At 68.6% G+C, this 24,035-nt stretch carries 26 protein-coding genes; 18 read left to right on the top strand and 8 right to left on the bottom strand.

Going from position 1 to position 24,035, the window contains the following annotated elements:
- Positions 1–105: 105 nt before the first annotated feature.
- The 4 genes from ABS772_RS05935 to ABS772_RS05950 all read right to left on the bottom strand — a co-directional run bounded on the left by ABS772_RS05935 (position 106) and on the right by ABS772_RS05950 (position 5,806).
- Positions 106–3,537, bottom strand: coding sequence for an ATP-dependent helicase (locus tag ABS772_RS05935; RefSeq protein ID WP_003596988.1), 3,432 nt, complete (start codon positions 3,535–3,537; stop codon positions 106–108).
- On the bottom strand, positions 3,524–4,156 hold the full coding sequence (locus ABS772_RS05940) for a hypothetical protein (RefSeq protein ID WP_003596989.1): 633 nt from the start codon (positions 4,154–4,156) through the stop codon (positions 3,524–3,526). Before ABS772_RS05940 ends, ABS772_RS05935 begins: the two co-directional genes overlap by 14 nt.
- Positions 4,153–4,845, bottom strand: a complete 693-nt coding sequence (locus tag ABS772_RS05945; RefSeq protein WP_238230997.1) for a sigma factor-like helix-turn-helix DNA-binding protein — start codon at positions 4,843–4,845, stop codon at positions 4,153–4,155. Before ABS772_RS05945 ends, ABS772_RS05940 begins: the two co-directional genes overlap by 4 nt.
- A gap of 484 nt (positions 4,846–5,329) precedes the next feature.
- Complete coding sequence (locus tag ABS772_RS05950) at positions 5,330–5,806, bottom strand: hypothetical protein (protein WP_003596991.1); 477 nt, start codon at positions 5,804–5,806, stop codon at positions 5,330–5,332.
- Between the two features lie 1,213 nt (positions 5,807–7,019).
- Between ABS772_RS05950 and ABS772_RS05955 the strand changes: the two genes are divergently transcribed.
- Positions 7,020–7,343, top strand: a complete 324-nt coding sequence (locus ABS772_RS05955) for an ArsR/SmtB family transcription factor (protein ID WP_003596992.1) — start codon at positions 7,020–7,022, stop codon at positions 7,341–7,343.
- 6 nt (positions 7,344–7,349) lie between these two features.
- Here ABS772_RS05955 and ABS772_RS05960 read toward each other — a convergent pair whose 3' ends face one another.
- On the bottom strand, positions 7,350–8,666 hold the full coding sequence (locus ABS772_RS05960; protein WP_003596994.1) for an ATP-binding protein: 1,317 nt from the start codon (positions 8,664–8,666) through the stop codon (positions 7,350–7,352).
- Positions 8,663–9,325, bottom strand: coding sequence for a response regulator (locus tag ABS772_RS05965; RefSeq protein WP_003596996.1), 663 nt, complete (start codon positions 9,323–9,325; stop codon positions 8,663–8,665). Before ABS772_RS05965 ends, ABS772_RS05960 begins: the two co-directional genes overlap by 4 nt.
- Positions 9,326–9,427: 102 nt before the next feature.
- On the opposite strand from ABS772_RS05965, the gene dsbD reads away from it, so the two are divergent.
- From dsbD to ABS772_RS06020, 11 genes are all read left to right on the top strand, one after another.
- On the top strand, positions 9,428–11,167 hold the full coding sequence (gene dsbD / locus ABS772_RS05970; RefSeq protein WP_350392954.1) for a protein-disulfide reductase DsbD: 1,740 nt from the start codon (positions 9,428–9,430) through the stop codon (positions 11,165–11,167).
- A gap of 39 nt (positions 11,168–11,206) precedes the next feature.
- Entirely contained in the window at positions 11,207–11,842 is a 636-nt protein-coding gene (locus ABS772_RS05975; protein ID WP_003596999.1) for a DsbA family protein, read from the top strand.
- Complete coding sequence (locus tag ABS772_RS05980; protein ID WP_003597001.1) at positions 11,842–12,690, top strand: L,D-transpeptidase; 849 nt, start codon at positions 11,842–11,844, stop codon at positions 12,688–12,690. Before ABS772_RS05975 ends, ABS772_RS05980 begins: the two co-directional genes overlap by 1 nt.
- Positions 12,677–13,138 carry a DsrE family protein gene (locus tag ABS772_RS05985; protein WP_003597002.1) on the top strand — a complete coding sequence of 154 codons (462 nt, stop codon included), beginning with the start codon at positions 12,677–12,679 and terminating at the stop codon, positions 13,136–13,138. The genes ABS772_RS05980 and ABS772_RS05985 overlap by 14 nt, the downstream gene beginning before the upstream one ends.
- 253 nt (positions 13,139–13,391) lie before the next feature.
- Complete coding sequence (locus tag ABS772_RS05990; RefSeq protein WP_003597005.1) at positions 13,392–13,817, top strand: YeeE/YedE family protein; 426 nt, start codon at positions 13,392–13,394, stop codon at positions 13,815–13,817.
- A gap of 3 nt (positions 13,818–13,820) precedes the next feature.
- Positions 13,821–14,267, top strand: coding sequence for a YeeE/YedE family protein (locus ABS772_RS05995; protein WP_003597007.1), 447 nt, complete (start codon positions 13,821–13,823; stop codon positions 14,265–14,267).
- Complete coding sequence (locus ABS772_RS06000; RefSeq protein ID WP_003597009.1) at positions 14,264–15,073, top strand: sulfite exporter TauE/SafE family protein; 810 nt, start codon at positions 14,264–14,266, stop codon at positions 15,071–15,073. Before ABS772_RS05995 ends, ABS772_RS06000 begins: the two co-directional genes overlap by 4 nt.
- Before the next feature lie 21 nt (positions 15,074–15,094).
- Positions 15,095–16,006: an MBL fold metallo-hydrolase gene (locus ABS772_RS06005; protein WP_003597874.1), complete on the top strand. Its 912-nt coding sequence runs from the start codon at positions 15,095–15,097 to the stop codon at positions 16,004–16,006.
- An 11-nt stretch (positions 16,007–16,017) separates the two neighbouring features.
- Positions 16,018–16,404 (top strand): rhodanese-like domain-containing protein, encoded by a 387-nt coding sequence (locus ABS772_RS06010; protein WP_003597873.1) that lies wholly within the window; start codon positions 16,018–16,020, stop codon positions 16,402–16,404.
- A 94-nt stretch (positions 16,405–16,498) separates the two neighbouring features.
- Entirely contained in the window at positions 16,499–17,221 is a 723-nt protein-coding gene (locus tag ABS772_RS06015; RefSeq protein ID WP_003597872.1) for a sigma-70 family RNA polymerase sigma factor, read from the top strand.
- A gap of 33 nt (positions 17,222–17,254) precedes the next feature.
- Complete coding sequence (locus ABS772_RS06020; RefSeq protein ID WP_012455889.1) at positions 17,255–18,298, top strand: YeeE/YedE family protein; 1,044 nt, start codon at positions 17,255–17,257, stop codon at positions 18,296–18,298.
- 13 nt (positions 18,299–18,311) lie between these two features.
- Here ABS772_RS06020 and ABS772_RS06025 read toward each other — a convergent pair whose 3' ends face one another.
- Positions 18,312–18,668 carry an ArsR/SmtB family transcription factor gene (locus ABS772_RS06025; protein WP_026105494.1) on the bottom strand — a complete coding sequence of 119 codons (357 nt, stop codon included), beginning with the start codon at positions 18,666–18,668 and terminating at the stop codon, positions 18,312–18,314.
- Positions 18,669–18,701: 33 nt separating this feature from the next.
- Positions 18,702–18,989, bottom strand: a complete 288-nt coding sequence (locus tag ABS772_RS06030) for a thioredoxin domain-containing protein (RefSeq protein ID WP_012455890.1) — start codon at positions 18,987–18,989, stop codon at positions 18,702–18,704.
- A gap of 311 nt (positions 18,990–19,300) precedes the next feature.
- On the opposite strand from ABS772_RS06030, the gene ABS772_RS06035 reads away from it, so the two are divergent.
- The 6 genes from ABS772_RS06035 to soxB all read left to right on the top strand — a co-directional run bounded on the left by ABS772_RS06035 (position 19,301) and on the right by soxB (position 24,007).
- Positions 19,301–19,876, top strand: coding sequence for a thioredoxin family protein (locus ABS772_RS06035; protein ID WP_003597867.1), 576 nt, complete (start codon positions 19,301–19,303; stop codon positions 19,874–19,876).
- Positions 19,877–20,043: 167 nt separating this feature from the next.
- Entirely contained in the window at positions 20,044–20,520 is a 477-nt protein-coding gene (gene soxX, locus ABS772_RS06040; protein WP_003597865.1) for a sulfur oxidation c-type cytochrome SoxX, read from the top strand.
- Positions 20,521–20,547: 27 nt separating this feature from the next.
- On the top strand, positions 20,548–21,018 hold the full coding sequence (soxY, locus tag ABS772_RS06045) for a thiosulfate oxidation carrier protein SoxY (protein WP_003597863.1): 471 nt from the start codon (positions 20,548–20,550) through the stop codon (positions 21,016–21,018).
- Positions 21,019–21,057: 39 nt separating this feature from the next.
- The gene (gene soxZ / locus ABS772_RS06050; protein WP_003597861.1) at positions 21,058–21,387 is read left to right on the top strand and encodes a thiosulfate oxidation carrier complex protein SoxZ; all 330 of its coding nucleotides are present in this window, start codon (positions 21,058–21,060) and stop codon (positions 21,385–21,387) included.
- Between the two features lie 58 nt (positions 21,388–21,445).
- Complete coding sequence (gene soxA / locus ABS772_RS06055; protein WP_350392962.1) at positions 21,446–22,312, top strand: sulfur oxidation c-type cytochrome SoxA; 867 nt, start codon at positions 21,446–21,448, stop codon at positions 22,310–22,312.
- A 15-nt stretch (positions 22,313–22,327) separates the two neighbouring features.
- A complete protein-coding gene (soxB, locus tag ABS772_RS06060; protein WP_003597858.1) occupies positions 22,328–24,007 on the top strand; it encodes a thiosulfohydrolase SoxB in 1,680 nt (559 codons plus the stop codon).
- Positions 24,008–24,035 lie beyond the last annotated feature (28 nt).

Genomic DNA, 24,035 nt, shown 5'->3' on the forward strand with positions numbered 1-24,035 from the left:
GGCCCGTCGAGGGGTTGATCGAAAGGGGCCGGCCAAGCCGGAAACGGCCGGGCCAAGTTTTTTTCGGCCGCGGGCCGAGCAGTCTGTTAGGGGCTCCGGGCCGCGCTACCGGCCCCACGCCAGGGGTCGCCGCACCACCGCCGAGCCGCCGGGAAGGCCGGGGCAGGCGAAGTGATGCGGGCAGCGCGGGCAGCGGGATCCCACGCTCGGGGCGAACAGTCCCGCCCCGATGCCGGACATGTGAGCGACGACGGCGGCACGAAGCTCGTCCCGCTTCTTCGGCGGGATCTCCACCGGTTGCCGGCTGCCGCCGGTGAGATGCACCGCCTCGACCACAACGGGTTCGCCGAACGTCACCTCCGCCGCGGCATCCAGGACGATGTACTCGATCTCCTTCAGCAGCGCCGACGGTGCCTTCCTCGTCGCGACGCGGCGCACGACGAGGCGTCCGTCCGCGTTGCGGACCACGTCGTGCGCCCTGGAAAGGACGCTTCCTCCCGCAACGGCCAGGCTCAAGGCCTCGGGAGGCAGCCTGCCTTCCTCGTCACGCAGGCCGAGGAGGAACCGCAGCATCTCGTCCGCGATGGTCCTGTAAGCCTCGGCGTGCCCGTGGTCGACCGGGCCGTGCTCGGTCCAGGCCGCGGCGAAGGCCTCGCCGAAGCCCTCCGGCTCAGCGCGCCCGGCGTCGAAGTTGCGGTCGAGCCAACGGACCGTCTCCGCCACGGCGTTGTGCATCCGCATGTACGGCGTCTCGTCGCGGCGTCCGCCCAGGCCGAGCAGGTAGGTGTAGAGGAAGCGCAGCCCGCATTTCCCGTAGGAATCGAGGTGCTGGTGGTCGAGCGCGAACGGCGTCTCCCATGTGATGGGAACGGCGGCCGGGCCGGATGGCGGCGGAGGCGACGGGAGCCGGACGAGTGCGGGCGGCCGGCCCAGCGTGGCGGCGATCCGGGCGTTGTAGTCGGACGGGTTCCGCTTCTTGGTCCCGCCGGCCATCATGGTGGACCGGTAGAGGCGCAGGTCGTCTCGCGCGCGGGAGAGCAGGACGAAGAAGAGGCAGGCCTCCTGCTCTTCGTGGCCCGTCAGGCAGGCCTGCGGGCCGGTGAGGCCGTCGCTGCCCTCGATCAGCGCGTCCGGCGGCGGGCAAGGCGGCGGCTTGGCCGTTCGCGGCAGGCCCGTCTTGATCATGCCGGGCGCATGGACGAGCTGGAACTCCAAGCCCTTGCAGGCGTGGATCGTCATGATGCGCACCGCGTCCAGTTCGAGGGCGGCGTCCGGGACGTGCCTGAGCGATTTCTCCTCGCCGAGGACGACCAGCCTCTTGATCCGGCGGAGCGCCTCGAAGGTCGGGAACTGACCCTCGACCGGCAATGACCGCAGGAAGTTCAGGAATTGCCAGATCGCAATGCCCGCCATCCGTTCGGGCAGGGTACCTGAGGCCGCGATCCTCCGGCCGATGCCGAGCCGGTCCAGCACCAGCGCGCTCGCGATGCGCCACGGAGGCGTCCGATCCGCGAAGCCCCCGCAGACCTCTCGCAGGCGCCGCAGCGGCGCCGTCGCCGAGGGGCCGAGGCCGGGGATGGCGTCGGCGGCGGCCAGCCAGTCGAGGGGCGGCCCTGAAGCGTCCCTCAGATGGGCGGCGACCGCGGCGACGTCGCCGAGCTCCATCTCGAACCCCGGCATCGTGGCGACGCGGACGAGCGTTGCGGCGCGGGGATCGTGGAAGAGTGCGAGCAGGCAGAGCAGCTCCTTCACCTCCGGCCGTTCGAACAGCGGCCCGAGGTAGAGGACCGGTACGTCCCGGGCGATCAGGCCTGCGGCGAACTCCGCGAGGCGGTCGTTGGTCGTGCACAGGACCGCCTGTTCGCGGTAGTCCACCCCCGCAGCCTTCGCCTGCGCCGCGGAGGCGGCCACCAGCGCGACCTCGTCGTCGGGGGTGCCGGCGTCGTGCAGCACCGGTTTGAGGCCGGACGCCCCCCTGTCGGGGGCTAGGCCGAGCGCGCCGAGCGGGCGGAAGGCGTCGACGCTCGCGGCGAAGCTCGTGAAGGTGTCGATGATCTCCTTGCGCGACCGGTAGTTGACGTCGAGCGCCCCGAGGGTCGCCCCGGGATAGTGCGCCCGGAACGCGGCCATGCTGGCCGAGGTGGCGCCCCGGAACCGGTAGATCGATTGGCGGGCGTCGCCGACGACCCACAGCCGCTCGCCCTCGTCGGCCGCCAGCGCCCGGATCAAGCGCACGGTGGCGAGGTTGACGTCCTGGTACTCGTCGACGAGCAGGTGGCGATGGCGGAGCGACAGCGCCTTGGCCACGTCGGGATGCTCGGCCGCAAGTCGCACGGGCCTCATGACGAGGTCACCGAAATCGAGGGCATCGGCCTCCGAGAGCAGCCTCTCGTAAGCCTCGTAGACGATGGCTTCCTCATGCGCCCGCGCCGCCCTCAGGCGCGTCGCGTCGTCCGTGGCGGCACGCTGCATCGCATCGGCCAATTCACGGTAGCGCACGTGGTCGACGAGTTCGTCCTTGGCGCGGGAAATGGCCGAGAGGATGTTCGAGAGATCCTGCACCGGGTCCCAGAGGTCCCGGTAATGCGCCAGCGGCAGGCTCGCCAGAACCCCCTCCAGCATCGTGATGGCCGTGGGCTTGTCGACGAGCTTCGGGCTCGCGCTTCGTCCGAGGCGTTCGTGGAAGCGGCGGATCACGTCCAGCCCGAACGCGTGGAAGGTGCCCGTCCAGACCGAGGCGGCCGCCTCGGGCCGCGACAGGGCGAGCCGATCCATCAGCTCGGCCGCCGCCTTGTTCGAGAAGGTCAGGACGAGGATTCCGTTCGGGTCGATCCCCTCGTCGACGAGGCTCTCGATCCTTCTGACCAACGTGCGGGTCTTGCCCGTCCCGGGCCCCGCCTGGAGCAGGTAGGGGCCGCCACGATGGGCGACCGCCGCATCCTGGCTCGGGTCCGGCCGCATCGTGGCCGCGGGGGCGGGGGCGGCGTCCGGCACGACGGGAAGCAGTAGCGCGTCCAGCAGTTGCTGGGTCACCACGTCCGGGCAGATGCCGAGCCGCCCGGCGATGTCGGCGACGCTCATCCCGTCTTGGTGATGGCGACGCGCGACGGCTCGCGGCAGCACCAGTTCGCGCGCGAACAGGTCGGCCTGGACCTCGCGGCGCTCCCCACGCCCGTAGTCGGCCAGCCGCTCGACGGCGCTGCCGCTCTCGGAGGATCGGCTCGGGTCGGTATGCGTGGTGACGACGGGAGCGGTCCCGCCGTGCATCACCACGTGCCCGAGCTCATGTCCGAGCAGGAGCGCATCGCCTCCGGGAGTGCCCGTCTCGCCGTACAGGATGCCCTTCGACTTCGGGTCGAGCCGTGCCCGGCCTCCGTTCAGGGAGACGTCGCCCGCGTGGACGGGCTGGTGCCAGAGGCCGTGGCCCTCGATGGCCCGCACTGCAAGGTCGAACGGCTGCCAGGGATCGGCTCCCTCGGCGACCATCTCGGCATGGATGCGGGCGGCCTGCTTCCGCCCCGCCTCAATCGGATCCACGTTCGGCCTCTGCCATCGCGAGCAGACGCCGCCGTTGATCCGCCGTCAGGCCCGAGTTCGCCACCGCCTCTTCGAAAGTCTGCTTCACGCCGACCTCCGGCTTGCCGTCGGCCTTGGCCATCGTTCCGGCCGGCATGGATGCGGGGCGCTCCAACAGGGCGATGACCGTGTCGACGCCATGCCCGACCTCGTCCGCGATGTCCCTGGCCAGCGCCTTGGGGAAGGACGCGGCCTCGATAAGGCCATCCCGGACCTTGATCAGGAAGGCGGGTGTCACTCCGAGCCGGGCCGCGAGCCGTGGGAATGACGGGCCGGCGAAGCCCGCGAAGACGTCCGGCGAAGGCTCGACCACCGCGCCGGCCCGGGACTTCGCCGGGGGGCTGGCGATGCCTGCCTGGAAGCGAGCCCATGCCGACGACACGGTGCGCGCCGTCGCGGCGTCAGCCGCGGGGACCGGCCGCGAGGGTTCCAGCACCAACTCGACCGCAAGGTCGGTGAGCTCGCGGCGGAGGTCCGGGTACTCCTTCGTAAAGGCCTCCAACCGCTTCGGGGTGGGTTCGCCTTCCGCCGCGAAGGTCAGGAGGATTTCCTGCGCGCGGTGCGAGGGGCTGGTCGTCATCGTCTCTCTCCGAGTTCCCGACGCAGCGTCTCGTACGCATTCCTGAGGCGATAACGTACCGCCCGGTCCGAGACGCCGCAAAGCTTCGCTATGGTCTCCGTGTCCCCTCCCTCGATGCGGTGGCCTTCGAGGAAGAGGGCTACGGCTTCCCGCTGAAGGGGTGGCAGACGGTCGATCGCGCGAAGCAGCTCGTTCCGGAAATGTTCTTTTTCCTGTTCGGACCCGTCGGCGGCGAAGGCTTGGCTGATACGGTTCGTCAGGGCCGGGACGGCATCACCTTCACCGTCGCCCATGTCTTCGATGTGGTCGGTCCCCTCCGCCCGGCTTTCGGAACGCCGCAGCACGCCGATGCGCAAGGCGGTCATGGCGCGGGCGAACCGCACCTCGAAGAAATCCAGCTTGATGCCCGGAGACTGCCTGTCCTCGACGAGGAGATCGACGAGGCGGTTGACGACCTCGGTCCGCAACTCCTCCGCGTCGTAGCGGCGGCTGGTCCGGATCGAGCCCTTCAGGGAGCGCTCGACCCTCTCGATCAACACCTCGAACAGTCTCTGGAAACGGGTGTCCGTGTTGTCGTGGCGTGTCGAACGCAGCAGATGGACCAAGCATTCGCTCTCGACGTAGCCGGGCGCCTTGGGGTCCTCCGCCCGTGCCTCACGCACGATCCCATCCAGGTCGAGGGCGGCCAATCGGTCGAGGGCGGCTTCTATCGAAGGGGGGCGCACATACGACTCTCCCTTCTTGGTTCGTCGGTTGAGCGGGGGAGCCATCGCGAAGTCGGGATCAAGCCATGGAAACGGGGATCACCCAGCTCACGTGGCCACTTAGAGTGGCCGAAATTCGGCAGCGCCGACACGGTTGTGCAATGGCTTGGGGATCTTGCGCGCCGCCATGAACTCAATCGCCTTGGGATGTCGAGGAGCGGCATACCCGCTCCGGCGGGGACCGCGGGTTCGAGACGGCGGGCCTCGCATCGTCGGCACAAGACTCAGCCGATGATGGGCGCTCAAGGTGTCGCGGGCCGGCTCGGCGGAGTAGTCGCTTCCCCCATCCACATCAGGCTCATCCGAGGCGCGGGGGCACGGCGGCAACTCTCTTCCCCGAGCGCGACCGTGAGGCGTCCGCCTCATGCACGGGAGGGCGCAAACCGGCGCCCTCCCGACACGCGGTATCCTACCGTCGCGGACTTGGCTCCCGCGGACCGCCGAGGGTGTGGACCCAAGGCCTTTCGGGTGGGCGCCGCGCCTTGGAGCCAACCAGCCTTTTGCGCTCCGACGGCGGCGGCAGGACCTTGACCGACGGGGGCCCGAAGAAGGCGAGTTGGACAGCCAGGGACGTGCCCATGGCGAGCTCCTGGTCGACCGCCGCCAGACGGAAGGTCCGCCCCGCCACCATCGCTTCGATCTGGCGCAGGTCGACGGGGTCGACCACTGCGGCGACCTCGAAACGGCCGCCGGAATCCTCGCCATCCAGGAACTCGATCCACTCGTCGGACCGGTAGGCGAGGCCGACGACCATCAGGTCGGCCCCGGCAATCTTCGTCGGCGGATACAAGGGTTCGGGCACCCCCGGGCCGACGGCCGACGCGCCCGCGTCACCGGGCGTCTCCCGCGCTTCGCGTGCGGGATCTCGATCATGCTTCGTGTTCAATGACAGCTCCGCGCTGGCGACGCACAGCCGGTCGATGCCTGGCGGCTGGCGTCGTTCGAGCCGGAGCGGAACGGGGACTCTTGCCAAGGGCGGTGGGAGATGCGAATCCACTGCCCATGCGCCGAAGCGCCCGTTTCCGCCCTCGGCGGTTCGGGGTTGCTGACCGGGGTGCCTTTGGCCTCGTGAGGGCGCACCCCGGTCGATGGATCGCAAGGAGGCGTGTGTGGGCGGCTACCCGCACACGCCTACCTGCGCGACGGCGGTTCCGGAACTTTCATTCCCTTACTCCTGGTCGGCTCGGGCCGACGCGGCCCGGGCAGCGCCTTGTACCGCGAGCACGGCCCTGGGAGTCAAGTCTGACCACCGCCTTTTACTGCAGGATCGGCCTGCGATCTGGCATGATCGCGAGATGATGCTCGATTGAAGCAGGATATCAGAGTGGCGTCGAAGCATTCCAAGGATTGAATAGCCTATTCTTTCGGATTTGATCTTGAAATATGAAAAAGCTCAATCCAGGCAGTCACTTATACAGAATGCCCGATCAAAGAGGCGACGGAAGGAGCAACGACGCAATCCTTGCCCCTGCTCCGGCAATCCTTCGCTGGCGGGTGGAGGAAACCGCGGGCAGGCTTGGCACCGCCGCGCCGACCTCAAGGGCGATCCGCGTGTCGGAAGCGGGGCGGCCCATGGTGCGCGATGTGGGTTGAGTCGGCCGCCGGTCCCATCCGGCCCAAGTATCGAGGCGGCCTGGGCGACGGTGGTACATAGCCGTCTCCGGAGCGGCCGGTGCCGCGCGAAAGCGTCATGTCCGGGTGGATGCCGGGCCCGCGCTTAGCCCTGCGGGCCGTCGACCGGGGGCATGCCTTCCCCGAGCGGGGATATTTTTTCCGCCTGGTGGTTGCCGGACACCGTCCCGGTAATGGCCGACGCAATATCTCCGCTTTCCCACCCCTTAGTACCGCACCGGAGCAATCCAGAGCAAAAGGGGGCCGCCAATACAATGGCGGCCCTTGGCCTTTGCGACCGACGCAGATCACTCCTTCCGCGCCTGCGCCCGATTACCTCGGGGACGATGGCAGCAAGGCGGCACCAGGAAAAGCCTTTGATGACCTCCTGGGCGAAGCCGCGGAGTGGGCAAAGAAGGAGCACAGCCCCTGATTTTATATTAGGATCGCCTAAATAAGATAAGGCTGACATTCTGGGATACGGACCGATGGACGTAGCGACTCCGACCGACCTGATGCGCCTGCAGGACAAGGCCGCCGACGCGGCCCGCCTGCTCCGCCTCCTCGCCAACGAGAAGCGGTTGCTCATCCTGTGCCTGCTGGTCGCCCGCGGCGAGATGGACGTGACCAGCCTCGCCGGGGAGGTCGAGCTCAGCCAATCGGCCCTGTCGCAGCACCTCGCCAAGCTGCGCGAGGATGGGTTGGTCGCGTTCCGGCGCGAGAGCCAGACGATCCACTACCGCCTTGAGGACCCCAGGGCCGCGCGGGTGCTGGCGACCCTCAAGGACATCTTCTGCCCGGAGCTCGGCTGACCGGTCTCAGCCCGGGAGGATCTCCGCCTCAAGCCCCGGGCGATCCGTCCGGTTGCGCAGCCGCAGGCTCAGGCCACTCCGGCGGGACGCCATCTCGGCGATGGCGAGGCCGAGACCGCTACCCGTCTCGCTCTTGTGTCGCCCACGGAAGAACCGTGTCGTGACGTGGGGCAGTTCCTCCTCCGGAATGCCCGGTCCCTCGTCGCGAACGACGATGCCCTCGCCATGCGGCCGCGCGCCCCAAGCCACCGTGCCGGTCACCATGTGCTGCACGGCGTTCTCGTGCAGATTTCGGACTGCGAGGCGCAGGCCTTCCGGGTCGGCCAGCAGCGTGTAGCCCCGTAGCCCCGGATCGATTTGGGTCCGGACCCCGGGAGGCGTCCGCATCCCCTCCACGGTCTCCGTCACCAGTGCGCCGACGTCGACCTCCGCCAGGGAGGGCGCCTCCCCTGCGGCATCGAGCTGGGCGGCGTCGAGCAACTGGCGGACGAGGCGCGTGGTCCGGTCGACGGCCGCAAGGATCTGTCTCAGCGCCGCCTTCGCCACGTCCGGGTCGGTGGCGGCCATGGCGACCTGGGCCTGGACCTTGAGGCCGGCGAGCGGTGTTCGCAGTTCATGCGCGGCGAAGGCCGTCACTTCCCGTTCGTGCCGGCGGGCCGATTCGACCTTGAGGAACAGCCCGTTCAGGGCGTCTGCCAGGGGACGCACCTCCGCCGGCGTCCGATTTGTGTCGATCGCACTCATGTCGTCGGCGCCGCGACCCGCGAGGTCCCGCGCCATCAGCCGCAAGGGACGCAAGCCCCGACCGAGGCTCGCCCAGATCAGCATGCCGAGCAACGGAACCATCAGGATGGCGGGTGTGACCAGGCCCATGATGAGGTCAGTGACGAGGCGCTCGCGGAGGCCAAGACGATCACCCACCATGACCCGCACACCTCTCTCGGCATCCTCCACGGTGAACACCCGCCAGGTCTCGCCGTCGACCTCGCGCTGCGAGAAGCCGGCCGGCGCGTCGGTCAGGCGGCGCTCCGGGGCCCCGGTCGACCGCGCTACCATGCGCCCGTCGAGCGACCAGATCTGGCAAGAAAGCTGCCGCTCGTAGGCCGTCGGGGCCGGGAAGGTTCGGGGTGCCCCGTCCGGGCCAGCGCTCCCAACCGCACCCACCAGGGAACTGACCATGCGGGCGGCTTCCTGCAGGCGGTTGTCGAGGACCTGCTCCACCTCGCGCTTCGAGCCGAGATAGATCCAGGCGACCGCGCTGAGCCAGATCAGGCCGGTGGCGAGGACGAGGATGGCGAAAAGCCTGACGCGTAGCGACCTCATGCGAGTGCCCTCATCCGGTATCCGAGACCTCGGACCGTCTCGATGGCGTGCTTGCCGATCTTGGCACGCAGGTTGTGCACGTGGACCTCGACCGCGTTGCTCTCGACCTCCTCCTGCCAGCCGTAGAGCCGCTCCTCCAGTTCGACCTTGGAGCGAAGCACGTTAGGTCGTTCCATGAGGGCCGCCAGAACCATGACCTCGCGCCGGGAGACGGCGACCGGCACACCGTCGACGGTGACGGCAAGGCTGCCGGGGTCGAGCCGAATTCCGCCGTGCTCCAGGAGCGCGGCGGCCCGACCCGAGGCCCTCCGGACGACGGCACGGATGCGGGCGGAGAGCTCGTCGAGGTCGAAGGGCTTGCCGAGGTAGTCGTCGGCGCCATCGTCGAGCCCGGCGATCCGGTCGGTCACGGCGTCCCGGGCCGTCAGCAGGACGACCGGCGTCCGGTCGTTCCGGCGGCGAAGCCCCCGCAACACGTCGAGGCCGGAGCCGTCGGGCAGCATCAGGTCGAGCACGATGGCCGAGAACGCGCTCGTGGCGAGCGCCGCCTCGGCGTCGGCGCAGGTTGCGACGCAATCGACCGTCGCCCCGCCCAGGCCCAAACCAGCCCTGAGACCGTCCGACAGGATGGTGTCGTCCTCGACGACGAGGATGCGCATGCGTGTCTCCCTTTACGGCCCCCATCCTCCGGGCCCCGCTTAAGCCTGGCTTAAGCTGCGTTTCCGACCCGCGGCGGGCCGATCCGATCCCGGACCCTGCCCATGCCGAACGTTTTCACCCACCTTATCCTCGCTGCCCTGCTCTGGACCGGCTCCTCGCTGTGGTCACCGGGGCAGTGCCGCGAGCCCGGTGCGCGGCCGACGCCCTTCACCGTCGATGCGGCTCGCGACCCAGACCTCTCGCTGCGCCTGCGATGGACCATCGCCCCCGGCACCTACCTCTACCGTGACAAGATCGCCGCCACCGACGCGAGCGGCAGGGAGCTTCCTGTCAGCACCCAGCTCGGCGAGACCAAGGATGACCCCAACTTCGGGCCGACGGAAGTCTATCACGGCGCGACGGAGGCCATCGTGCCGGGTGCGGCTCTCGCGGGGGTGCGCGAGGTGCGCGTCACCTATCAAGGCTGTGCCGAGAAGGGCATCTGCTACCCGCCGATCAGCAAGGTCATCGAGGTGCCCGCGCCAGGTCCGCAGGCGACCGCCGCGACGCCGGCAACGGACGCGCAGGCCGAGCCCGCGAGCGGCCTGCTCTCGGGCCATCTCGCGGGCGTCCTGGCGACCTTCCTCGGGCTCGGCCTGCTCCTGGCCTTCACCCCGTGCCTGCTCCCGATGGTCCCGGTGCTGGCCGGCATGCTGGCCCGGTCCGGGGAGCGGCTCTCGGCCGGACGAGGTTTCGTACTCTCCGGCACATACGTGATCGCGATGGCGCTGGCCTACGGGACGCTCGGCGTGGCGGCGGCATGGTCCGGGCGCAACCTTCAAAACGCACTCCAGACTCCCGCCGCGCTTGGACTGCTCGCCGCAGCCTTCGCCGCCCTGGCCCTGTCGATGTTCGGCGTGTTCGACCTGGCGCTGCCGTCCGGCGTCGCCGGCCGGCTGTCACGCCTGAACGGAGGCAAGCTTGGCGCGCTCGGCGCCGCCGCTGTCATGGGCTTCACCTCCGCCCTGATCGTCGGGCCCTGCGTGACGCCGCCACTCGCCGCGGCCCTCCTCTATGTCGCCCAGACCGGCGACGTGGCGCGCGGCGCCGCCGCCCTGTTCGCGCTCGGCCTCGGCATGGGCCTGCCGCTGATCGCATTCGGGACGTTCGGGGCGGGTATCCTGCCGAAGTCAGGCCCTTGGCTGGTCGCGGCCAAGCAGGCCTTCGGCGTAGTCTTCCTCGCGTTGGCCATCACCATGGTTTCGCGCCTCGTGCCGTCCGAGGTCTCCCTCGTGCTCTGGGGCGCGCTGGCGATCGGCGTCGGCGTGTTCGTCGGGGCGTTCGACGTCCTCAGGGCGGGTGCCGCGGGCCGGCTAAGCAAGGTCGCCGGTATCGTTGCCGTGACCTACGGCTGCGCCCTCGTCGTCGGCGCCGCGGGCGGCGGGACCGACCCGCTCCGGCCGCTCGCAGGCTTCGGCCCGTCGCGAGCGGTTCACGTCGAGGAGAGCCGGTCTGTCTCCTCCGTCCCGGCTTTCGAGGCCGCCCTCGCGGCGGCCCGTGCCGCGGGCAAGCCGGTGCTCGTCGAGTTCGCCGCCGACTGGTGCAGCGTCTGCAAGACCAACGAACGGACGGTCCTGGCTGACCCCGGCATCCGGGCGAGGCTGAGGGCCGTCTCGGTCATCCGCGCCGACGTCACCCGCGACGACGACGCCACCCGCGCCCTGATGCGGCGCTTCGAGGTGGTCGGACCGCCGACCCTCATCCTGATGCGCCCCGACGGCGGCGAGGTCCGCGAGGCCCGCACCGAGGGCGAACTCACGGTCGAGGACCTGAAGCGCCGCCTCGCCCTCGTCGGCGCCTGAGCCCCCCTTTTCGACAAACCAAGTTTCACGGAGACCACCATGGACCGCAGGACCCTGCTCGCCCTTATGCCCGCCGTCGCGCTCGCGCCTGCCCTGTTGTCGCTGGCGCCCCCCATCGAGGAGGCCTTCGCCCAGGGCGTCGACCCCAACGCCATCCTCAACGACCCGGAGGTGCCGGTCTCGGGCAACCCGAAGGGCGACCTGACCATCGTCGCCTTCCTCGATTACAACTGCCCCTTCTGCAAGAAGGCCGAGCCCGACCTCATCCGTCTGGTGAAGGCGGACGGGCGCATCCGCCTCGTCCACAAGGACTGGCCGATCCTCGGCGACGCCTCCGTCTACGGCGCCCAACTCGCCCTCGCGGCGAAGTACCAGGGCCGCTACGACGAAGTGCACCGCGCGCTCATGGGGATTCCGGGCCGCAAGATCCCGAAGGAGCGGATGCTGGAGGCGGTGGCCGCCTCGGGCGTCGACGTCGCCCGCCTGGAAGAGGACCGGAAGGCGCACCAGGCCGAGATCGCGGCCCTGCTCCAGCGCAACCTCGACCAGGCGGACGCCCTGGGGCTCCAGGGAACGCCGGTCTTCCTGATTGGCCAACTCAAGGTCGCGGCGGCGCTCGATTACGACGGCTTCAGGCAGGCAGTCGCCCAGGCCCGAGCGCGGGGTCGCTCGTGATGCCGCGGCCCCTCCGCCTTACGACGTTGATCGCGCTCGCCTCGGCGCTCGGCGCCTGCTCGACCTCGCAGGGGGCTCCGGCCCCCGTCGCGGAAGCCCGGCCGCAGATCACCCCGGAGGTCTTGCGCCGGTACGCCGCCGTCACGGACGAACCCTTCCCGGTCGAGGCGGTCGACCCGCGCGACCTCAAGGCTCGCAACGTCCGCCAGTTGGTCGACTACCCGTCAAAGGAGCTGCCCGGCACCCTCGTCGTCGATCCATACAAACGCTTCCTCTTCCTCGTCATGGAGGGCGGCAAGGCGATGCGCTACGCGGTCGGGGTGGGCAAGGCCGGATTCGAGTTCACCGGCGAGGCGACCGTTGCCCGCAAGGCGTCCTGGCCGCGCTGGACGCCGACGCCCGACATGCTCCGGCGTGATCCGGAGCGGAACGGGCGCTGGGCCGGCGGCATGCCGGGCGGCGACAGGAACCCGCTCGGCGCCAGGGCGCTCTACCTGTTCAAGGACGGCAAGGACACGCTGTACCGTATCCACGGCACGACGGAACCATCGAGCATCGGCGAGGCGGTGTCCTCGGGATGCATCCGCATGCTGAACCAGGACGTGATCGACCTGCACCGGCGCGTCCCCACCGGCACGAAGGTGGTGGTGCTCGGGTCCCGAGGCACCGTCCACGCCGCACGGCCAAAAGCGCCGGAGACGACGGGCAGCCTCGGGAACGGCGCATCCTCCGGACCGAAGCCGGACGACGGCCTCGATCATGCGGGGCTCGACAACCTATCGCGCAGCGCGTCGGAAGCACCCGAGCCTCCGGCCTATGACGGGGAGGCGGACGATGACGGTCTTTAGGAGCCTGATGATCGCGGTCGTGCTTGCGACCCTGGGCGTAGGGGCCGCCCATGCCGGCCCGGAAGCGCCGGCCGGGTACTACGCCGACCAGAAGGTGGTCTACCACAACGACGGCGGCCCCGACGGAGCCGCCTACTTCAAGCGCCTGCTCGGCAATCTGCGCAACCACGTCGAGACCGTGGGCAAGACCCACGTTGAGATCCGCGTGGTGAGCCACGGCGACGGGGTCGGGCTCTTCCAGTCGGCCGCGAGCGACAGGGAGCTCGCCGCCCGTATCGATGCCCTCAAGGGGATGGGCGTTCGGTTCCTCGTCTGCGGCCATACCCTGCGCGAGCGGAAGATCGACCGCAACACGCTCTACGGCGTCACCGAGGACGAAGTGGTGCCGAGCGGTGTCGCCGAACTGGCGCGGCTGCAGGGCATGGGGTTCGCCTACATCCATCCCTGAGTTGGTCGAACGGGAGACGGCGAGCCTCCCGTCGGCATCGATGCCACGCCAACGATGGCGTCCGCCCAAAGGCGAAGGCGCCCGTGCGCCACCGCACCCCCTCTGCGCGTCCCAATCCAGGCCGTCGGTTTCACGCTTGCCATTCCATTAGATGATGCTAAATAAGAGTTATCTAATGTTCTGGTTTGGCAGGGGAGGACGTCCCTTGCGCCCCGCCGGGCATCCCCCGGACCACCGTTTGGGAGCGACCACCATGGACGGCTTCACGCCTGTCAGCGCCCTCGCCGGCGGTGCCTTGATCGGCACCTCCGCGGCCCTGTTCCTGCTCCTCAACGGACGGATCGCCGGCATCAGCGGCATTCTCGGCGGCCTCCTAACCCCGCCATCTCGCGAGACGGGCTGGCGCGCCGCCTTCGTGGCAGGACTCGTCCTGGCGCCGTTCGCCTACGCCGGCCTGGGTGGCAGCCTGCCGCCGCTGACGGTGGATGCCTCGTTCCCGCTGCTCGTGGTCGCCGGTCTGCTGGTCGGGTTCGGATCGCGCCTCGGTGCCGGCTGCACGAGCGGCCACGGTGTCTGCGGCATCGGCCGTGGCTCGCCCCGCTCCGTGGTCGCCACCGGCACCTTCATGGCCGTCGCCATCCTGACCGTCCTCGTCGTGCGCCATCTCGTCGGAGCCTGAGCCATGGCCAAGACCGCCTCCGCCTTCGCCGTCGGTCTCCTGTTCGGCCTCGGCCTCCTCGTCTCCGGCATGGCTGATCCGGCCAAGGTTCTCGCCTTCCTCGACGTGACCGGGCGCTGGGACCCGAGCCTCGCCTTCGTGATGGCTGGCGCCGTCGCGGTCTCGGCGACGGGCTATTTCGTGGCGCGGCGCCGTGGGCGGCCGTTGCTCGCCTCCCGGCTTGAGATCCCGACCCGGCGCGACCTCGACCCGCGCCTGATCGCCGGCGCCGCGGTGTTCGGTCTCGGCTGGGGCCTCGCCGGCCTGTGCCCGGGGCCCGCCCTCACCCTGCTGACGGTCGCACCGGCGCAAGCTGTGACCTTCGTCGTCGCCATGGTCGTCGGGATGCTGGCGTTTCACCTTCTTCCGGCGGCAGCCCCGAAGCCGGCGGTCCAGGGAGCCGACGCATGACGCCCGGCCTGCTGACATCCGGCCTCGCGGCCGGCTCGGGCGGGGTCGTCGGCCTGATCCTCGGTCTCGTCGGCGGGGGCGGCTCGATCCTGGCGGTCCCGCTCCTGACCTACGTCGTCGGCGTGTCCTCGCCACACGTGGCGATCGGCACCAGCGCCCTGGCGGTGTCGGTCAGCGCGGCCGGCAACCTCGTCCCGCAATGGCGGGCGGGGAACGTGAAGTGGCGCTGCGCGGCGGCATTCTCGGTCGCCGGCGTCCTCGGCGCGCTGGCCGGCTCGGTCGCTGCGAAGGCGGTCGACGGGCAGAGCCTCCTGGCCCTGTTCGGTGTCGTGATGCTCGTGGTCGGGGGCCTGATGCTGCGCAAGCGGCGCGGTGACGGCGACCCCGAGGTGCGCCTGACGAAGGCCAACGCCCCGGTACTCCTGCCCTGGCTGCTCGGCATCGGGTTCGCGGTCGGCCTGTTCTCCGGCTTCTTCGGCATCGGCGGGGGATTCCTCATCGTGCCGGGCCTGATGCTGGCGACGTCGATGCCGCTGCCGATGGCCATCGGCACCTCGCTGGTCGCGGTCAGCGCCTTCGGGGCGGCGACCGCCGCGAGCTACGCCGCCTCCGGCCTGATCGACTGGCCGTTGGCCGGCCTGTTCATCCTGGGAGGCGTGCTCGGCGGCCTCGCCGGCACGCGCCTCGGCCAGAGGCTCGCCGGGCGCAAGCGAGCCCTGACCGTCACCTTCGCCGGCCTCGTCATCCTGGTCGGCCTGTACGTCGTCGCCCGCGGAGCCCTGCCGCTCCTCGGCGCCAACACCTGAACCCGAAAAAGGAGGCGTTTCATGTCGGACCAGACCATCGCAGCCCTGCGCGGGCGTCCCATCGTGACCGGCTTCCATGACGAGCCGACCGGCAGCATCCAGTACGTCGTCGCCGATCCCGGGACGAAGCGCTGCGCCATCATCGACCCGGTGCTCGACTTCGATCCGAAGTCCGGCGCGACCGCGACCCGCTCCGCCGATGCCCTGCTCGCCCACATCGAGCGCGAGGGCTACGAGCTGGAGTGGATCCTCGACACCCATCCGCACGCCGACCACTTTTCGGCGGCCGGCTACCTGCACGACAAGACCGGCGTCCCGACCGCCATCGGCGAGAAGGTCGTCGACGTGCAGCGGCTTTGGAAGGGGCTCTACAACCTGCCCGACACGTTCCGGACGGACGGTTCGCAGTGGTCGCGGCTCTTCGCCGACGGCGAGCGCTTCCGGATCGGCGACCTCGACGTCGAGGTGATGTTCACGCCCGGCCACACCATGGCCTCCATCGCCTACCGGATCGGCGACGCCGCCTTCATCCACGACACGCTGTTCATGCCCGACAGCGGCTCGGCGCGGGCCGACTTCCCAGGCGGCAGCGCGCACGCGCTCTGGCGCAGCATCCAGCGCATCATGGCCCTGCCGGACGAGACACGGCTGTTCACTGGGCACGATTACCGCCCGGGCGGGCGCGAGGCGGCCTGGGAGAGCACGGTCGCCCGGCAGCGGGCCGAGAACCCGCACCTCGTCGAGGCCCCGACCGAGGAGGCGTTCGTCCGCATGCGCGAGGCACGCGACCGCGAACTGCCGATGCCCAAGCTCATCCTGCATTCCCTGCAGGTGAACATCCGAGGCGGCCGCCTGCCCGAGCCCGAGGCGAACGGCAAGCGTTACCTGAAGATCCCGCTGGACGCCCTCGACGGCGCGGCCTGGGGCGAGTGACGGAGGAAGCCATGACCATGAGAAGCGCGAAGGATTTGGTGGCGGAAGCCAACCGCGAGGTTGAGACCCTGTCGGCCGAGGAGGCGCTCGCACGCCTCGGCCAGCCCGACACGATGCTCGTCGACGTGCGCGAAGGCGAGGAATTGGCCAAGACCGGCAGGATCGCCGGCGCGGTCCATGTGCCCCGCGGCTTCCTGGAGTTCCAGGCCGACCCGGAGAGCCCGACCCACAAGGCCGAGCTCGGCGGCGGTAGGCGCCTGGTACTCTACTGCGCCTCCGGCAACCGGTCGGCCCTGGCCGCCAAGGTGCTCAACGACATGGGCCTCGGACCGGTCGCCCACGTTGCCGGGGGCTTTCCGGCACTGGTCAAGGCGGGGGCCTCGGTCGACCCCGCCTGAGGACCGTTCGGGCGGTCAAGCTCGGGGTTCCGCATCACAACGAATGCATCGTGCGGTCGTCGCACCTTACCCTCACTCGAAAAGGCATCCGACCGTGACCGACACCCCGCATGCCGCCGATCCAACGGCTTTGCCCAGCGGCGATTGCTCCAAGGCGGGCATCGCTGCCCATCTTACGGGTCCGTTGCGGGATTACTTCTCGGTTGCCGAGCACGCGGCCATCCCGGAGAGGCTCTCGCTCCTCGTCGAGCGGTTCGAGGCGTCGCTGGTCGCATCCGGCGAGCGTCTCGGGGTCACGTTCCGCGACGATCTCCTCCGGGCGCTGCCGATGCTTCGGACGTTCGCGATGTCCCTCTGCGCGAATGCGGCCCGCGCCGACGACCTCGTGCAGGAGATGATGGTCCGGGCATGGGCCAACCGGGAGAAGTTCGTGCCCGGCACCAACTTCACGGCCTGGAGCTTCACGATCCTGCGCAACCAGTTCTACACCGAGATGCGCAAGGCCAGGCGCGAGGTCGAGGACGCCGAGGGCGCGCACGCCGCGACGCTTACGGCGGCACCGGACCAGGACCACGTCGTGGCGCTCGGGGCCGTGATGAACCTCATCGGGACGCTGCCGCTCCCGCAACGCCAGGCGCTGCTGCTCGTGGGGGCCGAAGGCTTCACCTACGAAGAGGCGGCAGCCCGCCTCGGCTGCCAGGTAGGGACCGTCAAGAGCCGGGTGAGCCGCGCACGGAGCCAACTTGTCGCCAGCCTGACGCAGACTGTTCCGTCGCTGTGCGTCACGGGACGCTACGATTCTCACACGGCCGTTTGACAAGGCCTTTCAAGGGTGAACGAATCTAGGCTGATGTTGGACACGCTGCCTGCTTACCTTCTCCGGGCGGCGCTCGGCCTCGCCCTTGGAGCACTGCTCGGCACGGTCGCACGGCGGGGTCGCTTCTGCACGCTCGGCGCCATCGAGGATGCCGTCTACGCGCGTGACACCCGCCGCGCGCGTGCTTGGCTGCTGGCGATTGGCATCGCCATCCTCGGCACCCAACTTTTGGAAGCCGCTGCCGGTCTCGACCTCTCCCGGTCGATCTACACGGGGCCGCGCTTGGAATGGGGCGCGATGATCCTCGGCGGGGCGATGTTCGGCTTTGGGATGGCGCTCGTAGGGACCTGTAGCTTTGGGGCTCTCATTCGGCTCGGCGGGGGAGACCTACGAGCCCTCCTCGTCCTGCTTGTGCTCGGCCTCTCAGCCTATATGGCAATCAGCGGCGTGACGGCGCTCATGCGCGTGACGATTACTGAGCCGTTAAGCGTCGATCTCGGAAGCCAGCGCCTCGGCGCTCTCCTGCGGCTCGATCAGGCGGGCCGCATTGTCGTGAGCGTCGTGGTAGGCGTCGGCTTCTGTATCGCGGCGCTCACGAGCGGCGCCTTCCGGGAGACGAAGCGGCTGCTGGTCGGCGCTATCGTGATCGGATGTGTGATCGTCGCCGGATGGTGGGCCAACGGAAGCGCGGGCTTCGACGAGTTCGAGACCCAGGCGGTCGGCTCCTTCAGCTTCGCTCGACCTGTCGGCGATACGTTGCTCTACGCCATGCTCGCGAGCGGCACGAAGATCGATTTCGGCGTGGCCTCGGTCTTCGGCGTCCTGGTCGGATCTTTCGCGTCGGCACGCCAAGCGGGCGAATTCTATTGGGAAGCGCCCGACGATGCCCGGGAGGTGAAGCGCCACCTTCTCGGCGCGTTCCTAATGGGCACGGGCGGCGTCACTGCCCTCGGCTGCACCATCGGCCAGGGGTTGAGCGGTCTCTCGACGCTGTCGGTCGGCTCGATGCTCGCCCTCGGCGCGATCCTCGTCGGAGCCCGAGCGGGTCTCTACTTTCTCGTAGACCGACATACGTGAGGGGCTTCAAAGGTTACGGCGTACGTCCGTTGCAGAAGGCGCGGTGCAAGGCAGCGATGATTTCGCGAACCTCGGGCCGGGCCAGCGCATAGTAGATGTTCTTGCCGTCGCGGCGGGCCTCGACGAGATCGTCGGCCCGCAACCGCGCCAACTGCTGGGACACGGCGGGCTGGCGCAGGTTCAGCAGTTGCTCCAGTTCCGAGACTGAGCGCTCGCCCTCGACCAACAGGCAAAGGATAACAAGGCGCGCCTCGTGGCCGAGAGCCTTCAGCAGCTCGCTGGCATCACGTGCATTGGCCAGCAACAGTTCCAGGTCGAGGCTGCCCGGGGCCTCGGCGCTCGTCACCGGCTGCGCTTGCTGCAACGGCATCATCTCACCCTTTTCCTTGCCGTCTAAAACCCGTCACGGGGAAGCCGGTAGCTGTTTCAGCAACCGCTCGGCCCGCCCCCAGAAAAACTCCTCGCCCGGATAGCCCTCGATCCGGTCGACCTCGGCGCCGCCTTCGATGAGGACGAATGTCGGTGTGTAGAGGATCGGGCGCTTGAGCGTGAGTCCGGGAGGGATGCCTGCGTCGAGATCGACACGGCGCAACGGCGCCCGCTTCCCGATATCCGTCTTCGGATAGATCGGCCCGATCTCCTTGTCCCACACCTTGCACCACGGGCAGCCGCGCCGCTCGAATTTGACCATTTCGGCGGCCTCGACGGAGCAAGGCCATAGGGCGCCCCCCCAAGCCCCCGCCATGACTGCCCGCCTCGTTTCCCGCATCGACCTTCCCAAGCTCAAGACCATCACTTTGATATAGCAAAAATCGAATGTGTTCGAGTGGAAGCGACGTGGCCGCCGGGATTGTGATTGGCCCCGGAACAGCGGACTCAATCGCCCCTTCACCTCGCCTCCTCTCAAAGCCACAGCAGCAGCGGGTATCAGGGGCAACGGATTGCCAGATGCGGGAAATTCGCACTACACATGCACGAACAAGAATATTTGGAGGGGACGTCATGTCGACCCGGCGCCGGTTCCTTGCGGGTGCCCTCGCGCTTGGCCTGCCTTCCAAAGCCATGGCCCAGGCGATCCAGGGCGATGACGGTCTCTACCGGGAGCCCTGGTTCCTCGAAAGCTTCCTCGACCTGTCGGACGATCTGAGGGCGGCCCGGGACCACGGCAAACGTCTTGCCGTCCTTTGGGAGTTGAAGGGCTGTCCCTACTGCAAGCAGATCCACCTCGTGAACTTCGCGGATCGGGCGACGAGCACGTATATCCGCGAGCGTTTCGATATCCTGCAGTTGAACTTCATCGGTTCGCGCGAAGTCACCGATTTTGACGGGCAGACCCTTTCCGAAAAGGGCTTCGCGGAGAAATACGGGATCTACTCCACGCCGAGCATACAGTTTTTCCCGGCGGAAGAATCGACGCTCGCGGACAAGCCGCCTCAGCAGCGCGAGGTCCTGCGCCTTCGGGGTTATGTCGCGCCTGAGGAGTTCCGGCGAACCTTCGCCTTCGTGGCCGAGCGAGCCTACGAGCGTACGAACCTGCAGGACTACCTGCGCTCCCCGGAGGCGGCGCGGCGGGGCTAACAGTTCGGCCGCGATGATCGGTGGCCTCCTGATTAACGCTTGACTCGAAAGCGATAAGCGTCAAACTTGCAAATATTCGCATATGTCGATTGGTTCGCCCATCGGCAGTGCGTGCGGTTCGAAACGACCGCACCCGCCGCAATGACGGCGCACCGAGGAAACGCCAGATGCGTAGGCCGATCACAGCCTTTGCGCTCGCAGGACTTTGCGTCCTCGCGACCGCCGCCGGAGCCGAGACGGCTTCAACCGGGCTTGCACCGTTCAAGGTCGTGGCCGTCGACGGCAGCGACGCGATCCCCGAGCCGCTTACCGACAAGCCGGGGAATGCGGCGGCCGGCGCCAAGGTCGTGGTGAACCGCCGCCAGGGCAACTGCCTCGGCTGCCATCAGGTCTCTTCGCTGAGCACCGAGTCCTTTCACGGCGAGATCGGACCCTCCCTCGACGGCGTCGCCGAACGGTGGGACGCGGCGCATCTGCGCATGATCGTCGTCAACCCGAAGCACGTCTTCACCGAGGCGACCGTGATGCCTGCCTTCTACCGGATCGAGGGCCTTCATCGCGTGCGTCCCGAGTTCCAGGGCAAGCCGATCCTGACCGCGCAGCAGGTCGAGGACGTCGTCGCCTACCTCACGACCCTGAAGTGATCTCGCGGGCTGAAGGAGCCGCTTCCCATGACCTCTGCCAAGATCCCCGCATTGAACCGCCGCCAAGCCCTGGCCTTCGGCACCGGAGCCGTCGTGGCAACCGCCTTCGCCTTCCGCGCTGGACCGGCCCTGGCCGCGAAGCCTGCGACCGATGAGGCCATCAAGGCCTTCACCCGCGGCAAGGAGCCCGTGAGGGGCAAGGTCAAGCTCGAACTCCCCGAGATCGCCGAGAACGGCAACACCGTACCGATGACGGTGAGCGTCGACGTGCCGATGACGCCGGAGAGCTATGTCGAGGAGGTGATGATCGTTGCCGAGGGCAATCCGAACCCCGGCGTCATCAGCTTCCACTTCACGCCGTCGAGCGTCGCCGAGGCGAACACGCGCATCCGTCTTGCCGAGACGCAGAACGTCATCGCGGTCGCCCGCATGAACGACGGCTCGGTCTTCAGCGACGTCCGCCAGGTGAAGGTCACCATCGGCGGCTGCGGCGGCTAACCCACACGCAACAGCATCGAACGAGGACGGGAGGACCACATGGCCGACGTGAAGCCGCGGATCAAACTGGACAAGAAGGATGTCGCAAAGGGAGACATCATCGAGGTGAAGACGCTCGTCTCACACACGATGGAATCCGGCCAGCGCAAGGACAAGGACGGGAAGACGATCCCGCGCAAGATCCTGAATAAGTTCACCTGCGACCTGAATGGCAAGACGATCTTCAGCGCCGACATAGAGAGCGCGGTCTCCGCCAACCCCTACTTCCAGTTCAAGATCAGACCCGAGGAAACCGGCACGCTGACCTTCACTTGGATCGATGACGACGGGTCGAAGACCCAGGCCACCGAGCAGATCAAGGTCGCCTGACGCGCGCCCGGGGCCGATTGCCCCGGAGCGCCTCCCCCGCCGCGCCGGAGCCCTCGCAATGGTCCGCCCCATTCCCTTTGCCGTCACCGCGCTCGCGCTCGTCGCGCTGGCCGTCGCACCCCATGCGCAGGACATGCCCTCCGCGCCCGCCGCTAAGGAAGGGTCCGAGCGTCCGGCCTGGCAGGCGCACGGCCTCAAGGTCCAGAACCCGAATTCCCCGTTTGATGAAGTTGTCTCCGGCCTGTATTTCCGCTCCAAGGAAACGCAGGACATGCAGGCCGACGACTTCAACAATCCGGGCTTCCTCGCCGTGGAGCAGGGAGAGGAACTCTGGTCGAAGGTCGATGGCGCGGCGGGAAAGTCCTGTGCGAGCTGCCACAACGAGGCATCGACCTCGATGAAGGGCGTCGCGGCGGCCTATCCGAAGTGGAACGAGAAGCTCGGCAAGCCGGTCAATCTGGAGCAGCGGATCAACATCTGCCGCAGCGGCGCCCTGAAAGCCGAGCCCTGGGCCTTCGGCTCGTCCGAACTTACGGCCATGACCACCTACGTCCGTAACCAGTCCCGCGGGATGCCGGTCGCCGTGAAGGTGGACGGGCCCATGACGCCCTGGTTCGAGCGAGGACAATCGCTCTACTACCAGCGGAACGGCCAACTCGATCTCGCTTGCGCGAGCTGCCACGAGAAGAACCACGGCAAGTATCTCCGGGCCGACTTCCTCAGCCAGGGGCAGAGCAACGGATTCCCCGTCTACCGCCTGCGCGACCAGCGGCTGGTGCCGCTCCACGAGCGCATGGAAGGTTGCATGCAGGACGTCCGGGCCACCCCCTACAAGCCGCTCTCCGACGAGTTCCTCGCCCTGGAGACCTACGTCGCGTGGCGCGGCCTCGGCCTTCCGGTCGAGACGCCCGCCGTGCGCAACTGAGGGCCTGATCCTGCCATGACCTCACGCCGCGACTTCCTGCAGATCGCCGCCGCCACCGCGGCCCTGGTGCCGACGGGCTGGACCCGCGCCTTCGCCCAGCAGCGCCTGACCCAGGACGACCTCCTGGCCTTCGAGCCGATGGGCAACGTCACCCTGGTCCATCTCACCGACATCCACGCGCAGTTGCGGCCCGTGCTGTTCCGCGAGCCCTCGACCAACCTCGGGATGGGCGAGGCGCGCGGTCAGGTCCCCCACGTCACCGGACGCGCCTACCTCGACCTCTACGGCATCCCCGGCGGCTCGCCGCTGGCCTATGCGCTCACGCCGGAGGACTACGTCGCGCTGGCCCGCAGCTATGGCCGGATGGGCGGCCTCGACCGGATCGCCACGGTGCTCGACGCGATCCGCGCCGAGCGAGGCGACAAGGTGCTGTTCCTGGACGGCGGCGACACTTGGCAGAACAGCTACACCTCGATGGTGAGCAAGGGCCAGGACATGGTCGACTGCATGGCGCTGCTGAAGCCCGACGCCATGACGGGCCACTGGGAGTTCACCCTCGGCACCGAACGGGTTAAGGAGATCGTGGACGGGCTCGGCTGCCCGTTCCTGGGCCAGAACGTTCGCGACGCCGAATGGAACGAGCCGGCCTTCGAGGCCACGAAGATGTTCGAGCGCGGCGGCGCGAAGGTCGCGGTGATCGGGCAGGCCTTTCCCTACACGCCCATCGCCAACCCTCGCTGGATGATCCCCGGCTGGTCCTTCGGCATCCGCGAGGAGGACGTGCAAGCGAGCGTCGACAAGGCCCGGAAGGAGGGCGCCGACCTCGTCGTGCTGCTCTCCCACAACGGCTTCGACGTGGACCGCAAGCTCGCCTCGCGGGTGAAGGGAATCGACGTCGTACTCACCGGACACACGCACGACGCGCTGCCTCAGGCGGTAAAGGTCGGCAACACCCTACTCATCGCCTCGGGCAGCCACGGCAAGTTCCTCACCCGCGTCGACCTCGACGTGCGGGACGGGGCCGTGAAGGGCTACCGTTCGAAGCTCATCCCGATCTTCTCCGATATCATCGCCCCAGAGAAGACGATGGCGGCCAAGATCCGGTCGATCCGTGCGCCCCACGAGGCGATGCTGAAGGAGGAACTCGGCCGGACCGAGGCCCTGCTCTACCGGCGGGGCAACTTCAACGGCACGCTCGACGACATGATCTGCGATGCGCTCCTGTCCGAGCGAGAGGCTGAGATTGCCCTCTCGCCCGGCTTCCGCTGGGGCACGACCCTCCTGCCCGGCCAGTCGATAACCCGCGAGGACGTCTACAACGCCACCGCCATCACCTACCCGGCGGCTTATCGGATGCCGATGACCGGCGCCCGGCTGAAGGAGGTGCTGGAGGACGTGGCCGACAACCTCTTCAACGCCGATCCGTACTACCAGCAAGGTGGCGACATGGTGCGGGTGGGCGGCGTGTCCTACGCCATCGACGTCGCTCGCCCGGCCGGCAGCCGCATCTCAGACCTCACCCTCCTGCGCACCGGCAAACCCATCGAGGCTGGCACCAGCTACACCGTGGCAGGATGGGCGAGCGTCAACGAGGGCACCGACGGCCCGCCGATCTGGGACGTCGTCTCCTCGCACATCAAGGCCAAGGGAACGGTGAACCCGACGCCCGCGCAGGTCACCGTCCGTGGCGCCTAGTCGTCTCCAATATATTCACACATTGCTA

It is taken from the genome of Methylorubrum podarium, assembly GCF_040270385.1.
Classification (GTDB): Bacteria; Pseudomonadota; Alphaproteobacteria; order Rhizobiales; family Beijerinckiaceae; genus Methylobacterium; species Methylobacterium podarium.

Coding starts and splice junctions, on each gene's coding strand:
- ABS772_RS05940 (WP_003596989.1), bottom strand. CDS start 4,156: ATGACGACCAGCCCCTCGCACCGCGCGCAGGAAATCCTCCTGACCTTC.
- ABS772_RS05955 (WP_003596992.1), top strand. CDS start 7,020: ATGGACGTAGCGACTCCGACCGACCTGATGCGCCTGCAGGACAAGGCC.
- ABS772_RS05960 (WP_003596994.1), bottom strand. CDS start 8,666: ATGAGGTCGCTACGCGTCAGGCTTTTCGCCATCCTCGTCCTCGCCACC.
- ABS772_RS05965 (WP_003596996.1), bottom strand. CDS start 9,325: ATGCGCATCCTCGTCGTCGAGGACGACACCATCCTGTCGGACGGTCTC.
- dsbD (WP_350392954.1), top strand. CDS start 9,428: ATGCCGAACGTTTTCACCCACCTTATCCTCGCTGCCCTGCTCTGGACC.
- ABS772_RS05975 (WP_003596999.1), top strand. CDS start 11,207: ATGGACCGCAGGACCCTGCTCGCCCTTATGCCCGCCGTCGCGCTCGCG.
- ABS772_RS05980 (WP_003597001.1), top strand. CDS start 11,842: ATGCCGCGGCCCCTCCGCCTTACGACGTTGATCGCGCTCGCCTCGGCG.
- ABS772_RS05985 (WP_003597002.1), top strand. CDS start 12,677: ATGACGGTCTTTAGGAGCCTGATGATCGCGGTCGTGCTTGCGACCCTG.
- ABS772_RS05990 (WP_003597005.1), top strand. CDS start 13,392: ATGGACGGCTTCACGCCTGTCAGCGCCCTCGCCGGCGGTGCCTTGATC.
- ABS772_RS05995 (WP_003597007.1), top strand. CDS start 13,821: ATGGCCAAGACCGCCTCCGCCTTCGCCGTCGGTCTCCTGTTCGGCCTC.
- ABS772_RS06000 (WP_003597009.1), top strand. CDS start 14,264: ATGACGCCCGGCCTGCTGACATCCGGCCTCGCGGCCGGCTCGGGCGGG.
- ABS772_RS06005 (WP_003597874.1), top strand. CDS start 15,095: ATGTCGGACCAGACCATCGCAGCCCTGCGCGGGCGTCCCATCGTGACC.
- ABS772_RS06010 (WP_003597873.1), top strand. CDS start 16,018: ATGACCATGAGAAGCGCGAAGGATTTGGTGGCGGAAGCCAACCGCGAG.
- ABS772_RS06020 (WP_012455889.1), top strand. CDS start 17,255: ATGTTGGACACGCTGCCTGCTTACCTTCTCCGGGCGGCGCTCGGCCTC.
- ABS772_RS06025 (WP_026105494.1), bottom strand. CDS start 18,668: ATGCCGTTGCAGCAAGCGCAGCCGGTGACGAGCGCCGAGGCCCCGGGC.
- ABS772_RS06030 (WP_012455890.1), bottom strand. CDS start 18,989: ATGGTCAAATTCGAGCGGCGCGGCTGCCCGTGGTGCAAGGTGTGGGAC.
- ABS772_RS06035 (WP_003597867.1), top strand. CDS start 19,301: ATGTCGACCCGGCGCCGGTTCCTTGCGGGTGCCCTCGCGCTTGGCCTG.
- soxX (WP_003597865.1), top strand. CDS start 20,044: ATGCGTAGGCCGATCACAGCCTTTGCGCTCGCAGGACTTTGCGTCCTC.
- soxY (WP_003597863.1), top strand. CDS start 20,548: ATGACCTCTGCCAAGATCCCCGCATTGAACCGCCGCCAAGCCCTGGCC.
- soxZ (WP_003597861.1), top strand. CDS start 21,058: ATGGCCGACGTGAAGCCGCGGATCAAACTGGACAAGAAGGATGTCGCA.
- soxA (WP_350392962.1), top strand. CDS start 21,446: ATGGTCCGCCCCATTCCCTTTGCCGTCACCGCGCTCGCGCTCGTCGCG.
- soxB (WP_003597858.1), top strand. CDS start 22,328: ATGACCTCACGCCGCGACTTCCTGCAGATCGCCGCCGCCACCGCGGCC.